This is a genomic window from Polaribacter sp. 2305UL8-11 (genome assembly GCF_058147165.1).
The window spans coordinates 1-23,410 of sequence record NZ_JBYVJW010000009.1 but is presented as its reverse complement, the minus strand read 5'-3'; the positions used below and the strand labels follow the sequence as shown (position 1 = coordinate 23,410).

Annotated in this window: 16 protein-coding genes; 14 read left to right on the top strand and 2 right to left on the bottom strand. The window is 30.1% G+C overall.

The genetic code is table 11. The features are described from left to right. Positions 1-226 precede the first annotated feature (226 nt). The 7 genes from ACY2RW_RS09600 (at position 227) to ACY2RW_RS09570 (ending at position 9,789) form a co-directional block, all read left to right on the top strand. Positions 227-3,337, top strand: coding sequence for a SusC/RagA family TonB-linked outer membrane protein (locus ACY2RW_RS09600; protein ID WP_490122508.1), 3,111 nt, complete (start codon positions 227-229; stop codon positions 3,335-3,337). A gap of 15 nt (positions 3,338-3,352) precedes the next feature. Then, positions 3,353-4,801 (top strand): RagB/SusD family nutrient uptake outer membrane protein, encoded by a 1,449-nt coding sequence (locus tag ACY2RW_RS09595; RefSeq protein WP_490122507.1) that lies wholly within the window; start codon positions 3,353-3,355, stop codon positions 4,799-4,801. Positions 4,802-4,835: 34 nt separating this feature from the next. After that, the gene (locus tag ACY2RW_RS09590) at positions 4,836-5,822 is read left to right on the top strand and encodes a PKD domain-containing protein (RefSeq protein ID WP_490122506.1); all 987 of its coding nucleotides are present in this window, start codon (positions 4,836-4,838) and stop codon (positions 5,820-5,822) included. Between the two features lie 139 nt (positions 5,823-5,961). Continuing rightward, positions 5,962-6,660 (top strand): FadR/GntR family transcriptional regulator, encoded by a 699-nt coding sequence (locus ACY2RW_RS09585; protein WP_490122505.1) that lies wholly within the window; start codon positions 5,962-5,964, stop codon positions 6,658-6,660. Positions 6,661-6,799: 139 nt separating this feature from the next. Then, a complete protein-coding gene (locus ACY2RW_RS09580; RefSeq protein ID WP_490122504.1) occupies positions 6,800-8,074 on the top strand; it encodes an MFS transporter in 1,275 nt (424 codons plus the stop codon). Positions 8,075-8,099: 25 nt separating this feature from the next. Beyond that, positions 8,100-8,864 (top strand): SDR family NAD(P)-dependent oxidoreductase, encoded by a 765-nt coding sequence (locus ACY2RW_RS09575; protein WP_490122503.1) that lies wholly within the window; start codon positions 8,100-8,102, stop codon positions 8,862-8,864. Positions 8,865-8,910: 46 nt separating this feature from the next. Continuing rightward, positions 8,911-9,789, top strand: a complete 879-nt coding sequence (locus ACY2RW_RS09570) for a DMT family transporter (protein ID WP_490122502.1) — start codon at positions 8,911-8,913, stop codon at positions 9,787-9,789. Between the two features lie 28 nt (positions 9,790-9,817). Here the strand turns inward: ACY2RW_RS09570 and acs are convergent, their stop codons facing one another. Both acs and ACY2RW_RS09560 read right to left on the bottom strand, forming a co-directional pair. Continuing rightward, on the bottom strand, positions 9,818-11,725 hold the full coding sequence (gene acs, locus ACY2RW_RS09565) for an acetate--CoA ligase (protein ID WP_490122501.1): 1,908 nt from the start codon (positions 11,723-11,725) through the stop codon (positions 9,818-9,820). A gap of 555 nt (positions 11,726-12,280) precedes the next feature. Continuing rightward, positions 12,281-13,309, bottom strand: a complete 1,029-nt coding sequence (locus ACY2RW_RS09560) for a LacI family DNA-binding transcriptional regulator (RefSeq protein ID WP_490122500.1) — start codon at positions 13,307-13,309, stop codon at positions 12,281-12,283. A gap of 181 nt (positions 13,310-13,490) precedes the next feature. On the opposite strand from ACY2RW_RS09560, the gene kduI reads away from it, so the two are divergent. From kduI to ACY2RW_RS09525, 7 genes are all read left to right on the top strand, one after another. Continuing rightward, on the top strand, positions 13,491-14,333 hold the full coding sequence (gene kduI, locus ACY2RW_RS09555) for a 5-dehydro-4-deoxy-D-glucuronate isomerase (protein WP_490122499.1): 843 nt from the start codon (positions 13,491-13,493) through the stop codon (positions 14,331-14,333). 18 nt (positions 14,334-14,351) lie between these two features. Beyond that, positions 14,352-15,146, top strand: a complete 795-nt coding sequence (locus ACY2RW_RS09550; protein ID WP_490122498.1) for a gluconate 5-dehydrogenase — start codon at positions 14,352-14,354, stop codon at positions 15,144-15,146. A gap of 169 nt (positions 15,147-15,315) precedes the next feature. Next, a complete protein-coding gene (locus ACY2RW_RS09545; RefSeq protein ID WP_490122497.1) occupies positions 15,316-16,488 on the top strand; it encodes a BT3233 family polysaccharide utilization protein in 1,173 nt (390 codons plus the stop codon). Positions 16,489-16,746: 258 nt separating this feature from the next. Beyond that, on the top strand, positions 16,747-17,661 hold the full coding sequence (locus ACY2RW_RS09540) for a nucleotidyltransferase family protein (protein WP_490122496.1): 915 nt from the start codon (positions 16,747-16,749) through the stop codon (positions 17,659-17,661). A gap of 1 nt (position 17,662) precedes the next feature. Beyond that, positions 17,663-18,730, top strand: a complete 1,068-nt coding sequence (locus tag ACY2RW_RS09535) for a phosphotransferase (RefSeq protein WP_490122495.1) — start codon at positions 17,663-17,665, stop codon at positions 18,728-18,730. 11 nt (positions 18,731-18,741) lie between these two features. After that, entirely contained in the window at positions 18,742-20,046 is a 1,305-nt protein-coding gene (locus tag ACY2RW_RS09530; RefSeq protein WP_490122494.1) for a sugar MFS transporter, read from the top strand. An 801-nt stretch (positions 20,047-20,847) separates the two neighbouring features. Then, on the top strand, positions 20,848-23,410 hold a 2,563-nt coding region (locus ACY2RW_RS09525; RefSeq protein WP_490122493.1), incomplete at its 3' end, for a hypothetical protein.

Genomic DNA, 23,410 nt, shown 5'->3' with positions numbered 1-23,410 from the left:
ATTAACAAAACATTTTTTTATTAAAATAAAAACTATATATTTGGGTAACCAAACTGGTAAACCAATTTGGTTACCCAGTTCAAGTTCTTTTTAAGTAGTAAAATCGTACTTATTAAATTTTAAGGCATACAGTTAGTAAAATTTATTCTTAAAATTGTTAAAGTATATATCTTCTTAAAAAGGATTAAGTTAAAAATTTAAACAAAATAATTCAAACCAATTAACTATGAATTTAAAAATCAAATCAGTATTTATTGTAATGCTTTTATTTTGCAGTGTTCTGTACGCTCAAGAAGAAGTAACAATAAAAGGAACTGTAACTTCACAATCAGATGGTGAACCAATTTTAGGTGCTAACATAATTATTGTAGGCACTCAAAAAGGGACTAGTACAGATTTTGATGGTAACTATCAAATTAAGGTAAAACAAGGAGAAATAATTCAATTCTCTTATCTTGGTTTTAAAACAAAGCAAGTACCTTATGTAAATCAAAAATCGATTAATGTAAGTTTGGTAGAAGATGCTAGTGTGTTAGACGAAATTGTTATTGTTGGTTATGGAACTCAGAAAAAAAGCCATTTAACAGGTGCAATTTCTAAAGTTAAAGCAGAAAAACTAGAGCAAATTGCTGTAGCCAGAGTAGATGATGCTTTAGTTGGGCAAGTTTCTGGTGTAAATATTCAGGCTACAGAAGGAGAAGCTGGTTCTGCTCCAACTATTAGAATTAGAGGTACTGGTTCAATTTCTGGTAGTTCAGATCCTGCAGTTGTTGTAGATGGCGTTGTTGTAGATAGTGATTTCCTTACAAACATAGATATGAACGATGTAGAATCTTTCGAAGTTTTAAAAGATGCAGCATCTGGAGCTATTTACGGTTCTAGAGGTGGTAATGGTGTTGTAATTATAACAACTAAAAGTGGTAAAGAAGGAAAAACAAAATTTTCATATAATACTTTTACTGGTTTTAAAGAAGCAAGACAAAGTAGTAAATACTATTTTTCTGTGGCAGAAACCGCTCAAAAAGAAATTGCTTATAGAGAAGCACAACTAATTGCTCAAAATCTTCCAGTTCCTACAAACAAAAATTCTTTATTGTCAGACAGAACAAGATATAAACAATTAATTGGTATTGATAGAGATTGGCAAGATGTAATCTTTAATGGAGGTATTATAGAGAGTCATTCTTTTGGTGCACGAGGTGGATCAGAAAACACAAAATTTAGTGTTGCTTTAGGATATCAAAAAGATGAAGGTGTATTACTTACAGATGAGTTTACAAAATACACAATGAGATTAAAAGTAGACACAAAATTGGGTAAAAAACTATCTTTTGGTGCAAGCATTGCCCCTTCTTACTCAGACAGAAGACGTTTTGATGGTTCTACGCATGATATTTTAAGACAAACACCATGGTTACCAGTTTATCATGATGAAAATACAATAAGATTTGTAAACACATTTAAATATCCAAATGTAAAAATTGGTGATTATGCTGTGCAACGTCATTTTGATGATTTTGATTTAACAACAATGCAACCAGTTGCATCTGGAGGTACAGATATTAGTAATACATCTAACACTAACCCAGCAGCTAAAGTATTAGAAAGAGATAGAAATGATTACAAATTTAAATTATTAGGTAGTTTTAATGCTAGATATAAAATTGCAAAAGGCTTAAGTTTTAAAACAAGTCTTTCTGTAGATTTTTCAAATACTAGAAGAGATCGTTGGCAAGGTGTTAAAGCCAGTAGAAATGGTGCAGCAGCTGCACAGTTAGATTTGTCTCAAGAAAATAGAATACACTATGTTTTAGATAATTTACTAACATATAATAAAGAATTTGGAGATCATGAAATTAATGCAGTTGCAGGTATTTCTAGAGAAAAATGGGATTGGGATTTTGAAAGCTCTAGAGGAACTGGTTACGAGTCAGATCTAATTAAAACCATTTCTGGAGCCACACTTATTGCAGATGCACAATCATACAAATATGAAAGATCATTACAATCTTATTTAGGTAGACTAAATTATGCTTTTGCAGATAAATACTTAGTATCATTAAGTTTTAGACGAGATGGATACTCTTCTTTTGGGCCAAATCAAAAATACGGTAACTTCCCTGCTGCATCTGTTGGTTGGACAGTTAGTAAAGAAGATTTCTTTAAAGACATCGATTTTTTTAACTTCTTAAAAGTAAGATTTAGCTATGGTACAACAGGAAATCCAAACTTAAGAACAGGAGACCCAGTTATAGATAGTTATCCTTATTTATCTTTAATCCAAGCGTCTACAGCAGTAATAGATAATAATGTAGTTGGTGGGTTCAATCCTATTAATATTGAAAACCCTAACTTAAAATGGGAAAGATCTATTGAAATAAATCCTGCAATCGATTTTGGTTTTTTTAACAACAGAATTAGTGGTTCTATAGATTATTATGAAAGAACTAGTGATGATTTATTACTATTTAACCCAGTATCTGCAACAACAGGTTTTGTAGAGGCTGTATCTAACTTAGGTAAAGTAAAAAACAGTGGTTGGGAATTAGAAATTAGAACAAAAAATATTTCTCAAGAAAACTTTAAATGGGGTACTACATTAATCGCATCAAGAAATAAAAATGAATTATTAGATTTTGCAGACTCAAATGGACAAATTCAAAATGTAGATACAAAAAGAGCAGCAGAATGGATTAACCAAGTTGGTAACCCAATATCTTCTTTTTATGGTTGGGTTGTAGATAGAGATATTCCTTTAGAATTTATTTCAAATCCATTTCATCCTGTTGGTGCAGAAGCACAAGATGTATATGTAAAAGATTTAAATGGAGATGGTGTTATAGATAATGATGATAAAACCATCTTAGGAGATCCATATCCAGACTTAGTTTGGAGTATTACCAATGAATTTAAATTAGGTAGTTTTGATGGTAGCTTTATGTTTCAAGGAAGTCATGGTGCAGAAGTAAGAAATATGGGAGATCAGTATCTATTTAATCAGTTTGGTTCTGCTCAAGATTTTATTTCATCAACACCAGATCAACAATTTATTAAACAAAAAATATTTACAAATGATATTATACAAGATGCTTCTTATATTGCATTAAGAACTGTAAATATTGGATATACTTTTAATGCTGATTTATTAGCAAAGTTAAAAATATCTAAACTTAGATTGTTTGCTTCAGGACAAAATCTTATGTATTTAACTGCAAGTGATTATACAGGTTTTAATCCAGAATCTATCAATACAACATCAGCAACTACTTATGGTTATCAAAGAGCAGGTTCTCCTATTAACAGAACAATCTCTTTTGGTTTAAATGTAGAATTTTAAAAAAAATCAATACAAATGAAAAATATAAAAAAACAAATAAAAATTGTAGCATTACTAGGAGTTTTGTTCAGTACATTTTCTTGTAGTGATGACTTTTTAAGCCCAGTACCAACAGCAGCAGTAAGTGATGCAAACTATTACACTACAGAGGATCAGGTTTTTTCTGGAATTATTAATATGTATGATGGTATACAAGGGGTTAATGATACAAGATCAGATTCTAATCATGGAATTCAAATGGAGTTCTATGTTACAGAAATGAGAAGCGATAATACAAGAACTAAAAGTGGAGAGGGAGAAGCATCTGACTTCGATTTCTTTAGAGTACAACCAGAAAATGGTTTGGTTGCAGATCATTACAGAAGTTTTTTTAATGTAATTTTTAGAGCAAACAAAGTATTAGAAAATTTAGACGTAGTTTCTGCTGCAAATAAAAATAAATTCGAAGCAGAAGCAAGATTTGTTAGAGCCTATGTATATTTTAACATGGTACGTTTGTATGGAGATTTACCATTAGTAGACAAGGTATTAACTCCTACAGATACAGATATTCAATTTACAAGAGTTCCTGTTGCACAAATTTATGATTTTATTGTTAAAGACTTTGAATTTGCAATTCAGCATTTAGACAATTCTGGTTCAAAAAATAGAGCTTCTAAAGCTGCAGCTCAAGGTCTGTTAGCAAAAGCTTATTTAACAGCACCTACAAAAGAATATGTAAAAGCACAACAACTTTTAGAAGATGTAATGAAAGCTGGTTTTATATTAGAACCAGATTTCAAAGATGTTTTTTACAACGAAGACAATAAAGAAGTAATATTTTCTATTGGTTTTATTGCTGGAATAACACAAGACAGTCAAAACTTTTCTGCAGAATTTTTAAATGGAGTTGGAAGAACTGTAGGTGTAAATTATGTAACAAACGATGCTAAAGAAGCTTTGGATATGCATGGAGGAACAAGAACAGCAGTATCCTACAGACAAGACCGTTTACAGATAACACAAAATCAAGTTGCTAAATATTTACCAAATGGAGTAGATGGTGGTGCAGATGGTAAAACATTTACAGGTTTTGATCCAAGGTTAGCAGGTAATGATTGGATTGTTTTAAGGTACTCAGATATTTTATTAATGCATGTAGAAGCTATCTTAGCAGGTGGTTCATCAACAAATGCAGTAGCAGCATTAAATTCTTTTCAAAAAGTTAGAGACAGAGCAGGTTTAACAACTGCAGTTACAGACATTACTTTAGATGATTTATTATTAGAAAGAAGAGTAGAATTGGCTTTTGAAAATCATAGATTATTCGATTTAATTAGACTAGGTAAAGCACAAGATATACTTTCTACATTTTCTTCTACAATAGGAGGTAGCTTTAGTACTACAGATTTATTACTTCCAATTCCTCAAAATGAAGTTGGCTTAAGTAAAGGAAAATTATCTCAGAACCCTGGATACAATTAAAATAAAAAATAGAATAATTTAAAATATTATAATTATGACATTAAAAAATAAATCAATTTACATAGTAGCCTTACTAGCGCTATTTACTTTTCATTCTTGTGACGAGTTTGGCAAGTTTGAACTACCTGAAGCAGGCTCTATACCAGATGCAACACCTCCACAAGCTAAATTTACATTTAAGCAAGGAGAAGGGTTAGGAGATATTTGGAAAAAATACTCTTTTTCTAACCAATCTATAAGTGCAACAAGTTACGCTTGGGATTTTGGAGATGGGAACACCTCTACAGATTTAGAACCTACAAACACTTATCCAGGAGAAGGTACTTGGACAGTATCTTTAACTGCCAAAGATAATCTTGGTGTTACAAACACTTTTACTCAAGAAATTACAGTAAAAGAACCAGCTGCACCACCTGTTACAGATCCAATTTTAGTAAATAACAATTTTGATAAACAAGCAAAATCTTCTGGTTCTGATTGTGCATGCTCAGGTTGGATAAATAGAAGTTTGGGAGATCAAGGAGAATCTAGTTCTGGTAATGGTAGTGATGTACTTAAATTTGATAATAATGAACCAGATCATATTTATCAAGAATTTGAAGTTCAAGCCAATGCAGATTATACCATAACAATTGTTACACAATTTAAAAGTTTAACTCCAGGAGGGTCTTTTCCTAGTAAGTTAGAATTAAGAGTCTTAGCAGGTACAGGTTACACAAGCGGTTATACACCAACTTATTTTGCAACAGGCGCAGAATATCCTCAAGATGGTTTTGGATATACTTCTGTATCTCAAGCTGAAGATGCTGCAAATAATCTTTTCGTAACGGTTTTAAATAATCCAAACGATTCAGGTTATTTAACAACCCAATACGCATTTAACTCAGGAGCAAACACAAGCGTAGCTTTATTTATGAGAGGAATTGGAGGACCAGCAACAGGTGGTGGTGGTGGAAGTTTTGGATATAATAGTGGTGATGAAGAAATTAGAATTGATTCTGTTGTTATTGAAGCTCAATAATTACAAAAAAACTGTTTTAATTATTAAGCAAAAAAAATCTAATATTATTTAATATATTTACACACGTTACTATACGTTATAAATAACGTGTGTAAATTTATCTAAAAAAACTCTTCAAGTATTAAGATTAACTTAAATTATGAAATTAGAGATACTTACAAAAACTGAAAATTCTAATAATCAAAAAGAGATTATCTCTAAAATTGGAGATCTAATCAATTTTAAAAATTTAGAACCAGGAGAAAAACTTCCTTCAGAAAGAATGCTTTCTGAAAAGTTTGGAGTATCTAGGAGTAATATAAGAGAAGCCATACAAAAATTAGAGTACTATGGTATTTTAAAATCGATACCACAAAGTGGAACCTTTGTTGCAAACATAGGTGTAATTGCCATGAATGGTATGATTGAAGATATTTTAAGATTAGATGAACCAGATTTTAAATCTTTAGTAGAAACAAGAATTTTATTAGAATTAAAAACTGTAAGATTAGCTGCAATAAGAAGAACGCAAGAAGATTTAGAAAAGTTAGAAGAAGCACTTAAAGCATACAAAGAAAAAGTAATAAATGGCGAAGATGCTGTGCAAGAAGATTTATTATTTCATTTAGCAATTGCTAAAGCAAGTGGTAATAGCACAATGAATACTTTTATGTTAAGTATAACTCCAGAAATAATTACAAATTTTCAAAAACACCATGTTTGTGACGCTGGTTTATCTCAAAGAGGTATTACAGATCATCAATCTATCTTTGATGCTATTAAGAATCAAAATCCACAATTGGCAAAACAAAAAATGAAAGAGCATTTTAAAGAGCTCTATACTTATTGTTATAGCTAAACAGTATTAAACACTTTTTTATAATTTATAAAATAGCATCTTTTCTAAAAAAGAAAAGACTAGAATTTCAATATAAAAAACTATATTTGGTTTACCAAATTGGTTTACCAAGAAACAAACAAAGCACAAATCTAAAAACATGAAAATAAAAGGATTACGTTGGTGGATTATAACTCTAATTTTTATTGCAACTGTTATAAACTACATAGATAGAACTGCTTTTGCCCTTTTATGGCCAGAAATGGGAGCAGATTTAGGCATGGATAAAGCAGACTATGCAATAATGCTTAATGTATTTATGGCTTGTTACGCAATTGGTAAATTTGCTTCTGGTAAATTGTATGACAAAATAGGTACACGTTTAGGTTTTACTGTCTCTATAATTATTTGGTCTGTAGCTTCTGCTTTTCATGCATTTGCAAGAGGTATTATTACACTCTCTATTTTTAGAGGTTTACTTGGTTTGGGAGAAGCAGGTAACTGGCCTGGAGCAGTAAAAAGTAATGGAGAATGGTTTCCTATTAAAGAAAGAGCAACAGCACAAGGTATTTTTAATGCTGGTGCTTCTATTGGAAATGTTATTGCACCTTTTGTAATTGTTTTCTTATACACAAAATTTGGTTGGAAAACAACCTATATCATCTTAGGAGCTGTTGGTTTACTATGGGTAATTCCTTGGTTATTTTTAAATAAATCAACACCAGAAAAACACCCATGGGTTACTCAAGAGGAAAGAGATTTAATTATTTCGGATAGAATAGATAAAGAAGAAAATATTTCTGAAGAAAAATCTAAAAGCTTACCTGTTGGTAAAATATTAAGTCATAAAGAATCTTGGGGAGTATTATTATGTAGATTTTTTATAGAACCAATTTGGTGGTTTTTTGCAGGTTGGATGCCAATTTATTTAAATAGTAAGTATGATTTAAGTATAGAGCAAATTGCAAACACAATGTGGATTTCTTATTTAATGGCTGCTGCAGGTAGTATTTTAGGAGGAATCTTTACAGGAAAATTAATGAAAAAATTATCTGTAGATGTTTCTAGAAAATTTACAATTTCGCTTGGTGGTTTAATGATATTAATAGCATTTGTTTGTATTATTACCTTGGTAAAAGCAGATGATTTTATGATGTTTATCTACTTTGCAGGTTTAGCATTGTTTGGCTTTCAATTTGCTATTGGAAATATACAAACAATCTCAAGTGACTTATTTAAAGGACCTTCAGTAGGAACATTAGCAGGTTTGGCAGGTACAGTAGCAGCTGTATCTCCAATGATTATGAACTGGTTTGTAGGTCAAATTACAACAAACTCTTATACACCTGCTTTTATTGCAATATGTGTATCAGTAATCTTAGGTGTTGTCTCAATATTTTTATTTATTAAAAATATTGGCCCCGTAAAAGAATAAAAATAAAAAAAATAAAATTTTAAATATGAGTAAATCAAACGAAAAAGTAGCAATAATAACAGGAGCTACAGGTGGTATAGGATTTGAAGTAGCAAAAAGATTAGGGCAAGATGGCTTTATAGTTATTTTAAATGGTATAGATGATAAAGCTGGAGCAGAAAGATTAGCAGAACTCACAGAAAGTAATATTACTGCAGAATATTATGGTTTTGATGTTACAGATGAACATGCTGTAAATGCAAACATTAATAAAATAGGCGAAAAATATGGAAAAATAGATGTACTTGTAAATAATGCAGGAGGATTGGGAGGTAGATCTCGTTTTGAAGAAATGACTACTGAATTTTACAAATTTGTAATGGCTCTTAATTTAGATTCTACTTTCTATGCGTCTAGAGCAGCCATTCCTTTTTTAAAGAAAAGCGATTATGCCTCAATAATAAATTACACTTCTAATGCTGGTTGGAATGCAGGTGGACCTGGAGCTGGTATTTATGGTACGTCTAAAGCTGGAGTTCATGCAATAACTAGAGCTTTAGCAAAAGATTTAGCAGAATATGGTATTCGTGTAAATGCAGTTTCTCCTGGTACAATAGATACCCCATTTCATGCACAAATAAAATCTACCAAACCAGAAGTTTTTGCTTCTTGGGCAAACAATATTATGTTAGGTAGATTAGGTAAACCAGAAGATGTTGCTGGTGTTGTTTCATTTTTGGCTGGTAAAGACGCAGCTTTTATAACAGCAGAAACTATACAAGTTGGTGGTGGACAAGCTTTAGGAATTTAATTTTTTTTATACTTTGTTTTAAGAAGTCATTTTGTATTTATGCAAAATGACTTCTTTACTTTTTAAACTTCAGTTTTTGAATAAAAATAAGGCAATAATATATATGATTTTTAGCGTAACAGCTTTTGCTGTTATGAATGCTTTTGTCAAAGAGCTAAACATTTTTAGTGTGTACCAAATTGTTTTTTTTAGATGTCTTGGTACGTTGGCAATAACAATTCCATTAACCTTAAAAAAAGAAATATCATTTTTTGGAAAAAACAAAAAATTACTATCATTAAGAGGGATTTTAGGAGTAATTTCATTGACTTGTTTTTTTCAATCTCTAAACTATTTATCTATTGGTACAGCAGTATCTTTAAGGTACACCTCTCCTATTTTTGCAGCTATATTTTCTTTATTTTTTTTAAAAGAAAAAATAAAACCTATACAATGGTTTCTCTTCTTTATTGCTTTTTTAGGGGTATTGATTATTAAAGGTTTTGGAATAGATGTAGACTCTATAGGTCTACTACTTGTTTTTATATCAGCAATTTCTTTAGGGCTTATTTTTATTGTGATTAGAAAAATTGGAAACTCTGAAAACTCTTTAGTAATTATCAATTATTTTATGATAATGGCATTGTTGTTTGGTGGTATTATGTCTGTAAACAACTGGAAAAATCCAACTGTAAATGAATGGATTCTATTACTTAGTTTAGGTCTTTTTGGTTTTATAGGACAATTGTATATGACCAAAGCTTTCCAACTATATAAAACAACAGTAATTGCTCCTCTAAAATATTTAGAAGTTGTTTTTGTAATAATAATTGGAGCCACTTGGTTTAAAGAAATTTATAACTTATGGACACTTTTGGGTATTTCTTTAATTTTTCTGGGCTTATTATTTAATATTTATATAAGCAAAACTATAAAACAAAAATAAAAATACATTTACATTTTATATCTACTACTTATAATTTATTGTCTATAATACTTTGTACAACTTCTGGATTTAAAAGAGTACTCGTATCTCCTAAATTGTCTAATTCGTTTGAAGCTATTTTACGTAAAATTCTCCTCATAATTTTACCTGAACGTGTTTTGGGTAGACCTTCTGAAAACTGAATTTTATCCAACTTTGCAATAGGGCCAATATGTTCTGTAATAATTTGATTAATTTCTTTTCGTAAGTTGTTTTGATCTCTACTTTCTCCAGTTTCTTTTAAAATCACATATCCATACAATGCACTTCCTTTAATATCATGAGGAAAACCTACAATTGCACTTTCTGCAACTGCTGGATGCTCATTAATTGCATCTTCAATTGGGGCAGTTCCTAAATTATGACCAGAAACTATAATGACATCATCTACTCTACCTGTAATTCTATAGTAACCTACTTCATCTCTTAAGGCTCCATCACCAGTAAAATAGTTGTTTTTAAAAGCAGAAAAATAGGTCTCTTTGTAACGTAAATGATTGCCCCAAATAGTTCTTGCCATAGATGGCCAAGGAAATTTTATACACAATCTTCCATCTACTTGGTTTCCTTTTAATTCTTCTCCATTTTCATCCATTAAACAAGGTTGAATTCCTATAAATGGCAAAGTAGCATACGTTGGTTTGGTTGGTGTTACATAAGGGATTGGAGTTATCATCATCCCTCCAGTTTCTGTTTGCCACCAAGTATCTATAATCGGACTTTTTTTCTTCCCAACATTGTCATTATACCAATGCCAAGCTTCTTCATTGATGGGTTCTCCAACAGATCCTAATACTTTTAATGATGACAAATCGTATTTATCTACCAATTCTGTTCCGTGTTTTGCAAGCGCTCTAATTGCAGTTGGTGCTGTATAAAATTGATTTACTTTGTGCTTTTCTACAATTTCCCAAAAGCGTCCAAAATCTGGATAACTTGGTACACCTTCAAACAAAACTGTAGTTGCTCCATTGGCTAGAGGTCCGTAAACAATGTAAGAATGTCCAGTAATCCAACCAATATCTGCTGTACACCAATACACATCATTTTCTGTATATTGAAATGCATTTTTAAACGTATAAGCAGTATACACCATATACCCTGCAGTTGTGTGTACCATTCCTTTTGGCTTTCCTGTAGATCCAGAAGTATATAAAATAAAGAGAGGGTCTTCTGCATCCATAATTTCTGCTTTATATGATGTTGATGCTTGGTCTAATAATGGTTGCAACCATTTATCACGACCTTCTTTCATATCGATGTCTGAATTGATTCTTTTTGCTACCAAAACTGTTTCTACACATGAACAGCTTTCTAGAGCTTCATCTACAATTCCTTTTAAATCTATTGTTTTTTTTCCTCTGTATGAACCATCAGAAGTAATGACCATTTTACAATCTGCATCATTAATTCTTGTTGATAAAGCTGTGGATGAAAATCCTGCAAAAACAACTGAATGAATGGCACCAATTCTTGCACATGCCAATGTAGCAATTGCTAATTCAGGAATCATTGGTACATAAATACAAACTCTATCTCCTTTTTTTATTCCTTGTTCTTTTAAAACATTTGCAAACTGATTTACTCTTTTGTATAACTCTTTATAGCTGATATGTTCTGCTGGTTCATTTGGATTATTAGGCTCAAATAGAATGGCAGTTTTGTCTCCACGAGTTGCTAAATGTCTATCTATACAATTTTCTGTAATATTTAATTTTGCTCCTTGAAACCACTTAATTTCTGGTTTTGAGAAATCCCACTCTAAAACTTTGTCCCATTTTTTTCGCCAAATAAAATGCTCTTCTGCTATTTCTTCCCAAAAGTTTTCAGGTTCGCGAACAGATTTTCTATATACTTGATAATATTCTTCTAAATGCTTGATGTGGTAATTACTCATTGCCTAAGTGCTAATTTTTATTCTAAATATTAAATATTTATGTTACTTCCTGTAAAGAACTTTAAATTTATAAAAAACTATTCATAAGAAACAATAAAAATCTAAAAACTAAAAAAATATCTTAAAATATGTAGGAAAGTTAATTTAAAAAAGGAGGCTGTCTTAAAAGTATTAAAATTTGGCATTTCAACTGTAATGGAGTAATCTTATTTATTTAAAATAATTACATAGATTTTTAGACAAAGCCTGTATTGAGCAAAGACGAAAGGCTCAAAATAGCAGCTAAATTAACTTTTCAGGTAGCCTCTTTAAATTGTTAGCTACTTTTTGTGTGTAAATAAAAACCATCAATATCATTTAATCCCCAAGAAAAAAGCATTTTCTTTTCAGTTATGAAGGACTTTATATTTATTTTTTTTGATGAGTCCTTTATCTCATAGAGAAGAAAAATCTGTTAAGCTTTCTGATTTTTTCCCAAATAGAATAATTTCCTTTTCCTGAAAGGATAATTTTCTTTTTTTGAATCAGATTTACTTTATAACTTTTCAAGTATATTTATTTTTTAGTTCTCAAAGAAGAAGTACGTTCTATTAAATTTGTTTTTACAATAATAGTTTCGTGAATACTTTTTTTACTTTTGTTAGAAATTTTATCCAATAACAATTTTGTTGCTGTATTTCCTATTTCTGTTCCAGATTGGTTTATAGTTGTTAAAGCTGGTTCTATAACAGAAGAAATAGATTCATTGCTAAAGCCAACAATAGCAATCTCTTCTGGAATTTTTATCTTGAGTTTTTTTAAATGTTGTATTGCTCCTATAGCAACAACATCATTAGCACAAAATATACCATCTACTTTGTAAGAAGTTGACAGTATTTTTTTTATATTTTTAGCACCATCTTTATCCATTAGTTTAGATACAATAACTAAGTCCTCTCTAAAAGGAATGTTATATTTTTTTAAAGCAGCTTTATATCCTTTATACCTATTCTTATAAATTTCTAAATTTTGTGGGCCTGCAAAATGAGCAATTTCTTTACATCCTTGTTTTATTAAATGTGCTACAGCAGTAAATGCAGCTTCAAAATCGTCTATAACAACTTTACTATTTTCAGTTATATTACAATGTCTATCAAAAAAAACAAAGGGTATATTTCTTTGTTGTAAACCTTTAAAATGATTGTAGTTTACAGTTTCCATAGAAATAGAAACTAAAACTCCATCCACTCTATTTGCCAATAAAGTGTTTATAATACTTTGCTCTCTTTCTAAACTTTCTAAAGACTGACAAATAATAACATTATAACCTGCTTTAAAAGCGGTTTCTTCTATTCCAGCAATTGCTGAAGAGAAAAAATGACGAGAAATTCTTGGTACAATTACACCAATCGTAAAGGTTTTACTTTTTCGTAAATTAGAAGCTAAATGATTTCGTTGATAGCCTAATTCATTCGCTTTTGCAAGAATTTTATCTTTGGTTTTTTTAGCAACTCTAGAACTGTTATTTAACGCTCTAGAAACTGTAGAACTATCAATATTTAAAATATTAGCAATATCATGTATGGTTACCTCGTTATTCTCCATTTTTAAAAATGCAAGCTTAAGATTTGTCTATAAATTATGGTGTGAAATTAAACATATTATTCATTTAACTCTTCAGCAAATATAAATATATTAAAATACAATCGATTGTATTTTAATATATTTTCATTACTTTTGTATCAAAGTTGAAAGAAATTATTCATTATAAATAGAAAACATACTTATGAAAACTAACTACAGTACAAGATATGCAGCATCTCCACAAGATGTAAAAAACTATGATACAGCAAGAATTAGAAAAGAATTTCTAATTGATAATTTAATGGAGAAGAACATTATAAATTTAACCTATTCTCATTATGATCGTTTTATTACAGGAAGTGCAGTACCCACAAATTCAACTTTAAAATTAGAAACAATAGATGCTTTAAAAGCAGAAAACTTTTTAGATAGAAGAGAATTAGGAATTATAAATGTTGGACAAGCAGGAAAAGTTACTGTAGATGGCACTGAATATGCTTTAGAACATAAAGAAGCATTGTATGTTGGACAAGGAAACAAAAATGTAGAATTTTCTAGTGATAATGCAGACAATCCTGCAATGTTCTACTTGAACTCTACACCAGCTCATAAAGCTTTTCCAAATAAGAAAATTGGTAGAGATGATGTAGAAACGATAGAGTTAGGTTCTCCAGAGACTGCAAATGCTAGAACATTAAGAAAATACATTGTAAATTCTGTAGTTGACGTTTGCCAATTACAGATGGGGATGACAACCATTAAAGAAGGAAGTTCTTGGAACACAATGCCTGCTCATGTACATGACAGAAGAATGGAAATTTATTTTTATTTTGAAGTTGCTGCAGACCAAGCTGTTAGTCATTTTATGGGAGAACCAACAGAAACAAGACATATTTGGATGGGAAATAACCAAGCCGTAATTTCTCCTCCTTGGTCTATTCATTCAGGATCAGGAACAAGTAGTTATTCTTTTATTTGGGGAATGGCTGGAGAGAATTTAGATTATGGTGATATGGATCATTGTAAAATTAACGAATTAAGATAACCATCAAAAAATAAAAATATGTCAATTAACTTATTTGATTTATCAGGTAAAGTAGCTTTAATTACAGGAGCTACACATGGTCTTGGAATGGCAATGGCTAAAGGAATTGGAAATGCAGGAGCCAAAATTATAGTGAATGGAAATTCTTCTCAAGAAAAGTTAGACAAAGCTATAGCAGAATACAAAGCTGCTGGAATTGATGCTTATGGTTATCTTTTTAATGTGACTGATGAAGTTGCTGTAAAAGAAAATATCACAAAAATTGAAGCTGAAGTTGGTAATATAGATATTTTAGTAAACAATGCAGGGATCATTAAAAGAACGCCTTTAGTAGAAATGGAAGTTGCAGATTTTAAACAAGTGATAGATGTAGATTTAGTAGCACCTTTTATCGTTTCTAAACATGTTGTAAAAGGAATGATTACCAGAAAAAATGGAAAAATCATCAATATTTGTTCTATGATGAGCGAATTAGGTAGAAATTCTGTGGGTGCTTATGCTGCTGCAAAAGGTGGTTTAAAAATGCTAACTCAAAATATGGCAACTGAATGGGCAAAATATAATATTCAAACAAACGGAATTGGACCTGGCTATTTTTCAACCAGTCAAACTGAACCTATTAGAATAGATGGACATCCATTTAACGATTTTATTGTAGGAAGAACACCTGCAGGAAAATGGGGAGATCCAGACGATTTACAAGGAGCTGCCATTTTTTTAAGTTCAAAAGCCAGTGATTTCGTAAACGGACAAGTCGTTTATGTAGATGGTGGAATTTTAGCGACTATTGGTAAGCCAGCAAATGAAGAGTAGGTTTAGTAAGCAGTTGCCAGTAATTCAGTAAGCAGTCTCAGTTTACAGTTACAATTTTCTGTTAGACCTCAAAGATTTTAAAAACCTTTGATGTTTTTTAAGGCTAAAAATTAGAAAACTTTGCGTTTCTGTGTTTAAATATCAACTATTTAAAAAAAATCAATACACAATGAAAACTTTTAAAACACTTTCATATTTATTAATTGGTATGATTTTATTTTCTTGTAATCAAGAGAAAAAAAACACAAGTATTACAGTAAAAAATACACTTGATTTCGAAAGAAATTTTGAAATAATTGAAATTCAAAAATCAGATTTAATTGTTGATGATTTTTCTACAGTCGGAATAAAAGATGTAAAAACAGGAGAATTACAAGTTACACAACTAGTAGATGTTGATGGAGATGGAACTATGGACGAAATTTTATTTCAACCAAAAATAGGGGCAAATTCTACAGCAAATTTTGAAATTGTTACAATTACTGATGCTGAAAGACCAAAAGCTAAAGATTTATGTTATTCTCGTTTTGTACCAGAAAGAACAGACGATTATACTTGGGAAAATGATAGAGTAGCTTTTAGAGTTTTTGGACCAAATGCCCAATATAGAGCAGAAAATGGATTGCCACAACCTACATTGTCTAGTGGTGTAGATGCTTGGTTAAAAAAAGTTGATTACCCTATTATTAATAAATGGTATAAAAAATACACAGAAAAAACAGGTTCTTATCACAAAGATACTGGAGAAGGTTTAGATAATTTTCATGTTGGTGTAAGTAGAGGAATTGGTGGAATTGCTGTTAAAGTTGATGACACTTACTATTTCTCAAAAAATTACACAAAATGGAGAACTATTACTAATGGACCATTAAGAACTAGCTTTTATTTAGAATATGAAAGTTGGGATGCAAATGGTAAAAAAATTAAAGAATCTAAAGTGATTAGTTTAGATTTAGGTAGCAATCTATCTAAATTCTCTACAAATATAGAAGGAACTAACACTATTGCTGCAGGTTTAACTTTACACGAAAAAGATGGAGGAGTTTCTGGAAGTACTCAAAATGGTTGGGTTAGTTATTGGCAACCTCATGGAGATTCTGAATTAGGAACTGCAATTGTAGCTGACACAAACACTTTTAAAGCTTTTGAAAAATATGATGTTGAAACTAAAGATTTAAGTAATGCTTATGCACATTTAAATGTAAACAATAATAAAGTTGTTTATTATGCTGGTTTTGGATGGAAAGTTAGAGGTAAATTCAATTCTAAAAAAGAATGGGAAAGCTATTTAAACAAATTTTCTAAACAGATAAATACTCCTTTAGAGTTAAATATAAAATAGAACTTATCACATTTTAGCATGCTAAATTGTATAAGTTAAAAGAGGCTGTCTGAAAAATTAATTTATCTGTCATTTTGAGCCTTTCGTCTTCGCTCAAGACAGACTTTGTCAAAAAATATATGTAATTGATTTTGAATAAATAAGATTTCTCCATTACAGTCGAAATGACAAATTTTAATACTTTTAAGACAGCCTCTTTTTGATTTAAAACGGTACTTTTCAAATCAATTTTATATATTTAAAATTATTTATAAAATCATGGGTAAAACTAACAAACCTACATTAGTCATTTTAGCAGCAGGGATGGGTAGCAGATATGGAGGCTTAAAACAAATGGACACTTTTACTCCAGAAGGAGATACTATTATAGATTTTTCTTTGTATGATGCAATACAAGCAGGCTTTGGTAAAGTAGTTTTTATTATTAGAAAAAGTATACAAGCACAATTTAAATTAAAGTTCGGTAGCAAACTAAAAGATAAAATACAAGTTGAATATGTCAATCAAGAAATAGAGAATGTACCCCAAAAATATCTAAATTTAAAAAGAATAAAACCTTGGGGAACTGGGCATGCTCTTTTGACGGTAAAAGATGTTGTAAAGGAAAATTTTGCGATAATAAATGCAGATGATTTTTACAGCAGACATGCTTTTAAAGTGATTGCAAAACAATTAAAAAATACAGATAAAAATAGCTCTAATTTTAATATGGTTGCGTATTCTCTAAAAAACACACTTTCAGAAAATGGTTATGTTTCTAGAGGAGAATGTGCTATAGATGAAAAAGGTTTTTTAACAGAAGTAACTGAGAGAGAAAGAATCGAAAAAGTAGATGGAATCCTTAAATTTGAAGATAAAAAAGGTAAAATGTTACCTATTAAACAGAGTGCTATCGTTTCTATGAATTTTTGGGGTTTTACTCCAAAAATTTTTGAGTTTGGAGAGGAATTATTTTTAGAGTTTTTAGAAAAAAATCAAGAAAATTTAAAATCAGAATTTTACATTCCATTGATTGTAAATGAAATGCTAACTTCAAAAAAAGCAACTGTAAAAGTCTTAGAATCAGATTCTAAATGGTTTGGTGTAACTTATAGTGAAGACAAAGAAAAAGTTCAAAAAGAGATTAATACTTTGAAAGAAAACGGAGTATATCCAACTATTTTATGGAACTAACATGAAAGCTGCGTCTATACAATCTATATTTAACGAGTTCAACCATCAATCTAATTATGTCAGTCATTCAGAATTAAACTCTGGTCATATAAACGATACTTTTTTAGTAAAAACAGATGGAACAAAAAACTTTATTCTACAGAAAATAAATCACACTATATTTAAAAATGTTCCTGGACTAGTAAATAACAAAGTGTTAATAAGCCAACACTTAAAGAGTAAATACCCTAACATATCCAAAGAAGATTTAAGTAAAAAAGTGTTGAGTTTTATAAAAACAAAAAACACAGGTTTTTACTACTTTAAAAAAGGAAGAGATTTTTGGAACGTGATGATTTTTATTGATAATAGTGTAACACACGAAATTATAAAAAACAAAGAAATTGCTTACGAAGGAGGTAAACTCTTAGGCGAATTTTTAAACAACACTGCAGATTTTGATAGTAGCAAACTAATAGATGTAATTCCTAATTTTCATGACATGTCTTTTCGTTATAAGCAATATGCTGCATCACTTCAAAGTGCGACTAAAGACAGGTTATTTAAATCAGCTAAATACACAGAAATTATAGCAGATTTAAAAGAGGAAATGCATATTCTCCAAAATTTAAAAGAGTCAAGAGAAATTCCTGTAAGAGTAACTCATAATGATACTAAAATTTCTAACTCACTTTTCACAAAAGATAATAAAGGTATTTGTATGATAGATACAGATACTGTTATGCCAGGAATTATTCACTATGATTTTGGTGATGCTATAAGAACCATTTGCAACACAGCAGCAGAAGACGAAAAAGATTTATCCAAAGTAGAATTCAACTTAGAATATTACAAAGCCTATGAAAAAGGGTTTTTAGAGAAAACTAAAAACTCTTTATCTACTACAGAGTTAAAATATTTATCCTTAGCAGCAAAAACCATGATTTTTATAATGGCACTTCGTTTTTTAACAGATTATCTAAATAACGATGTGTATTACAAAACAAATTATCAAGAACATAATTTAGACAGAGCAAAAAACCAATTTAAATTGATAGAAAGTTTTACTAAAAAAATAACTAATTCCTAAAAATAAAAAAAATGCAACAAAAAAATAACACCACAGCAATTGTAATTATTGCAAGTTTATTTTTCATTTTCGGCTTTGTAACTTGGATTAATGGAGCGTTAATTCCATTTATGAAAACCATTAATGAACTTACTGAATCACAATCTTACTTAGTAGCAACAGCCTCTTATATTTCTTTTGTGGTAATGGCATTACCAGCTTCTTATATTTTAAATAAAATTGGCTACAAAAAAGGAATGTCTTTAGGGTTGATAATTATGGCAATTGGTGCTTTGGTTTTTATTCCAGCAGCAGAAGCAAGAACATATTGGGTGTTTTTGGCAGGTATTTTTATACAAGGAATTGGAATGACTATTTTACAAACAGCAGCAAATCCATACATCACAATTTTAGGACCTATTGAAAGTGGCGCAAAACGTATTGCTATTATGGGTATTGCCAATAAAACAGCTGGTGCATTGGGTTCATTAATTTTTGGGGCTTTATTATTATCAGGAATAGATGAAACCAAAGAAAAATTAGCTGGCGTAAGTTTAGATGAAAAAAGTATATTGTTAAATTCAATGGCAGATAGTGTTTTTATGCCATACTTAGTCATGGCAATTGTATTATTTTTATTAGGAATTTTAATCAGAAAAGCACCTTTACCTCATGTAGAAGCAGTTGAATCTGAAGAGTTAGAAGAAGGAAAAACTACCAAAACAAGCATTTTTCAATTCCCAAATTTATGGTTGGGTGTAATTGCACTTTTTGTTTATGTAGGTGCAGAAGTTATTGCTGGAGATACTATTATTGCTTACGGAATTTCACTTGGTTTTACAGGAGAAGAAGCCAAATACTTTACCACCTATACTTTATTAGCAATGGTAGCTACTTATGCTTTAGGCGTTTTGTTAATACCAAAATACCTAAAACAAAAAACCGCCCTAATTGCAAGTGCTATTTTAGGAATCATATTTAGTTTCTGCATTTTAAACACCACTGGTTTTACATCTATATTATTTGTAGCAGCTTTAGGAATTGCAAACGCTTTAGTTTGGCCAGCAATTTGGCCTCTAACTTTAGATGGTTTGGGTAAATTCACAAAAACAGGTTCTGCACTTTTAATTATGGCAATTTCTGGAGGTGCCATAATTCCACCTTTGTATGGTAGAATTGTAGATGCTCACAAACACGAATTAATTACCAATGGTTTACAAGAAGCAAATGCAATAGCAACAGCTTCTACAGAGAGTTATTGGATTTTGATTCCTTGTTATGCCATCATTCTATTTTTTGCAATTTGGGGTCACAAAATAAAAAATTGGAGTAAATAATAAATTTAACTTTTATAGTAACAAACAACACATCATGTTAAAAAGTAAATTAGACAAATCAACAGGATTCAAAAAAGGTTTGAAAATGTTGGGACTGTAGTATATGAAAATTCAACATCAGTCTCAAAAGCCATCTCAAAACAAATAGCAGACCAAATTAGAGTAAAACAATCTCAAAAACAACCTTGTATTTTAGGCTTGGCTACAGGTTTTTCACCTAATTTATTTCATGCAGAATTGATGCATTTACGTAAAATAAATTATATTTTAAAAAAGAAGTATCCTTTAAATTAGTTGACTACTAGCTATATAGCCAGGTTTTGTAAATAGTTATGTGCGTTTTATACTAAAACAATTATTTAATCAAGTAGAGTACGTTTCTTTCTAGATTTTCTAATGAACTCTTAAATAAATCGATTTTATGTCAACTTATTTTAGGACAGGATAAAGGCAATAAAAAAGCCTTATCAATATTGATAAGGCTTTTTTGCTCCCCCTTCTACTCTACTATCGAACCAAATGTATTTAATTATCAAAGAGTTAATTAATTTTGATAAAATTAACTAGCTAATATTCAGCAACTTATATAAGAAAATTTTATCATAACTTTTTTTTAACATTAAATTAATATTTGTTGAAATTTTAAAATATAATTTTAATGCAGAAAAAGGAAAGAATTGCTAACCAACGAACTACCTAAATCAATATTTTCAAATTAATATTATTTCAAATAATTTTAATTTTCTTATTAGTCATTCTCCTCTTATTTTTCGAAATACATTTATTAATAAAAAATAATCTATGAAAAAGACTTTTCTTAGTTTACTTATTACATGTTTTTTGTGTATAGGTAAAACTGCAAAATCACAAGAATTACCAAAAATTATTCCTCCCTCACCAAATGCAGCTGCATTCCACGTTTCTGGAAATACCCAAGTAAATAATTACACGGGTTCTATAAATGTCTCTATTCCAATCTTTACAATACAAGAAGGTGACTTGTCTTTACCTATCTACTTAAAATATACAGGCGGAAATGGAATAAAAGTAGAAGAAATTGCAAGTTGGGTAGGTCTAGGTTGGACTCTAAATACAGGAGGCGCTATTTCTAGAACCATAAGAACAGTTGCAGATGAAGACATATATTATGGACATTTCAGTTTGAACAATATTCCAGTACCAAATTCTTCAAATTCCAATTTTTTTTATGATATGGGCGATAATAAAAAAGATGGAGAACCCGATAAATTCTTTTATAACTATCCTGGAGGATCTGGAAGTTTCTTTTATGATTATAATAAAAATTTGTATTTAAAAGAAAGAAAAAACATCAATATAACTCACAATATTGGCGTTGAAAATGAACAGAATGAGCCACTTAATTGCAGAACTTATAATAGTGTTATAACTGACTTTACAATTAAAGACGAATATGGAAATAGCTATTTTTTTAAAGACAAAGAAAGATCAAACACCAGAACATTGGGTGGACTTTATTCAAATCACCTAAGTTTTCCCTCTTCATGGTTTTTAAACAAAATAGAAAACAGAACAAAAACAAGAGAAATCAATTTAAACTATAATTATTATTCTTATTCTTTAATAAGGCGTCAAGGTAGTATACCTATAAATGCTACTTCTCCTTCCGCAGACATGGAGACAGATACTCAGATGGAAACAACCTATATAGCAAAACGTTTAAATACAATAAGTTTTAGTAACGGAAGTATTGAATTTGTTCCATCAACTATTAATAGAAAAGATTTTGCAGGGAATAAATATTTAGATAAAATCAATATTAAAAATAAAAGTGGGTTTGTAGTAAAATCATTTAAATTCAATTATAAATACTTAACTCCTACAGGCTTAGTAGACGTAAACACTAATCCATCAGGAGATAATGAACAGTTTCGATTAATATTGGTTTCTTTGAAAGAATGTAATAGCTCAGGAAATTGCAAACCAGAAACAAAATTCACATATGATACCAACTACAAACTTCCTCGAAGAGATTCTAAAGCTCAAGATCACTGGGGGTATTATAATGGAGAAAATTCCAATACAGAATATATTTCAAGACAATACATTACATATAAACAAATTAATAATTGGAAAACAATTGTTAAAGGAACTTCGGATAAAGAGCCAAATTTTAATTATGGGAAATCTGGCGTTTTAACAACTATAGAACATCCTACTGGCGGAAGAACAGAATTTGAGTATGAGGCACATACTGCCAAAACATCTAAAGTATCTGGAGTTATTTCAGCTAAATCTACGTCAATGAACTGGAATGGATATAACAATAGGGTTCCTTTAAATATTAACGTGCATTCAGAACCTTATACCTATAGTAGGGTTAGGATAGGAGGAGTCACATCTAACCCTGTTAATTGTGATGTTGTTATTAATATCAGAAACAATAATAATGCAAATGATACATATCAATTTACGATGACCAATAATGGAGGGGCTGGAAATTATTCTACTTATCCCAAAGAACATTTTCTAAAACCCGGATCCTATGAAATATGGTTTACATATGTAAATAATTGCACACAAACAGACCCAGCTATAATTTCTATAGTGAATGACGAAGAAAACACTAGCTTAAACAAAACATTAGGAGGTTTAAGAATAAAAAGCATTTATGATTATGACAATAATAAGTTAACAAATAAAAAAAACTACAAATACATAGATGATTCTGGATATAGTTCTGGAAGAGTGGCTTATGGACCTAAATATTATGGTTTAACTTATGACTTTGCATCTAGTCCTCCTGCATTATTAGGCTATGTAAGATATGTTAATTCTGTAAACCCATTAATTGCGACACAAGGAAGTAATGTTGGCTACGGAAAAATAACCGTATCTTCTTTAAATGAAAAAACAGGGAAAACAGAATACTATTATTCAACAACGGAAGATTATAAAGATGGAAATAATGCAATAACCCCTTATGGTAGTCCTTTAAGTGAAACTGTAGATGGTGTAAAATTATACCCATTCCCAAAAGTAGAACCAAGTAGTAATGATTATTTAAGAGGTTCATTGAAAAAACAAATTTCCTATAAGAAAAATGGAAACACTTTCAGTAAAGTTTCCGAAACTATAAATAATTATACTTTTATGGCTTATTTTCCTGACTCGATACCACCTCCAAATACTAATAATGTCGTTAATTCAGGATATTCAAGAATATTTAAAGCCGTAAAAGCTGTAAATATTATTGATCATAATAATAGTAATTCAATAGTAACTTATCTCTCTTTTTATAATATTTATAATGGTTACAACCTTTTAAAAGAAACTATAACGAATTCCTATAATGATTCTGGTATACTAACAAATACTAAAACCA

What these genes read in the sequence shown, in the direction of transcription:
- ACY2RW_RS09545 (WP_490122497.1), top strand. Translation starts at nt 15,316, where the DNA reads ATGAAAACTTTTAAAACACTTTCATATTTATTAATTGGTATGATTTTA.
- ACY2RW_RS09585 (WP_490122505.1), top strand. Translation starts at nt 5,962, where the DNA reads ATGAAATTAGAGATACTTACAAAAACTGAAAATTCTAATAATCAAAAA.
- ACY2RW_RS09540 (WP_490122496.1), top strand. Translation starts at nt 16,747, where the DNA reads ATGGGTAAAACTAACAAACCTACATTAGTCATTTTAGCAGCAGGGATG.
- ACY2RW_RS09595 (WP_490122507.1), top strand. Translation starts at nt 3,353, where the DNA reads ATGAAAAATATAAAAAAACAAATAAAAATTGTAGCATTACTAGGAGTT.
- ACY2RW_RS09535 (WP_490122495.1), top strand. Translation starts at nt 17,663, where the DNA reads ATGAAAGCTGCGTCTATACAATCTATATTTAACGAGTTCAACCATCAA.
- ACY2RW_RS09600 (WP_490122508.1), top strand. Translation starts at nt 227, where the DNA reads ATGAATTTAAAAATCAAATCAGTATTTATTGTAATGCTTTTATTTTGC.
- ACY2RW_RS09570 (WP_490122502.1), top strand. Translation starts at nt 8,911, where the DNA reads ATGACTTCTTTACTTTTTAAACTTCAGTTTTTGAATAAAAATAAGGCA.
- ACY2RW_RS09575 (WP_490122503.1), top strand. Translation starts at nt 8,100, where the DNA reads ATGAGTAAATCAAACGAAAAAGTAGCAATAATAACAGGAGCTACAGGT.
- ACY2RW_RS09580 (WP_490122504.1), top strand. Translation starts at nt 6,800, where the DNA reads ATGAAAATAAAAGGATTACGTTGGTGGATTATAACTCTAATTTTTATT.
- kduI (WP_490122499.1), top strand. Translation starts at nt 13,491, where the DNA reads ATGAAAACTAACTACAGTACAAGATATGCAGCATCTCCACAAGATGTA.
- ACY2RW_RS09590 (WP_490122506.1), top strand. Translation starts at nt 4,836, where the DNA reads ATGACATTAAAAAATAAATCAATTTACATAGTAGCCTTACTAGCGCTA.
- ACY2RW_RS09560 (WP_490122500.1), bottom strand. Translation starts at nt 13,309, where the DNA reads ATGGAGAATAACGAGGTAACCATACATGATATTGCTAATATTTTAAAT.
- ACY2RW_RS09550 (WP_490122498.1), top strand. Translation starts at nt 14,352, where the DNA reads ATGTCAATTAACTTATTTGATTTATCAGGTAAAGTAGCTTTAATTACA.
- ACY2RW_RS09530 (WP_490122494.1), top strand. Translation starts at nt 18,742, where the DNA reads ATGCAACAAAAAAATAACACCACAGCAATTGTAATTATTGCAAGTTTA.
- acs (WP_490122501.1), bottom strand. Translation starts at nt 11,725, where the DNA reads ATGAGTAATTACCACATCAAGCATTTAGAAGAATATTATCAAGTATAT.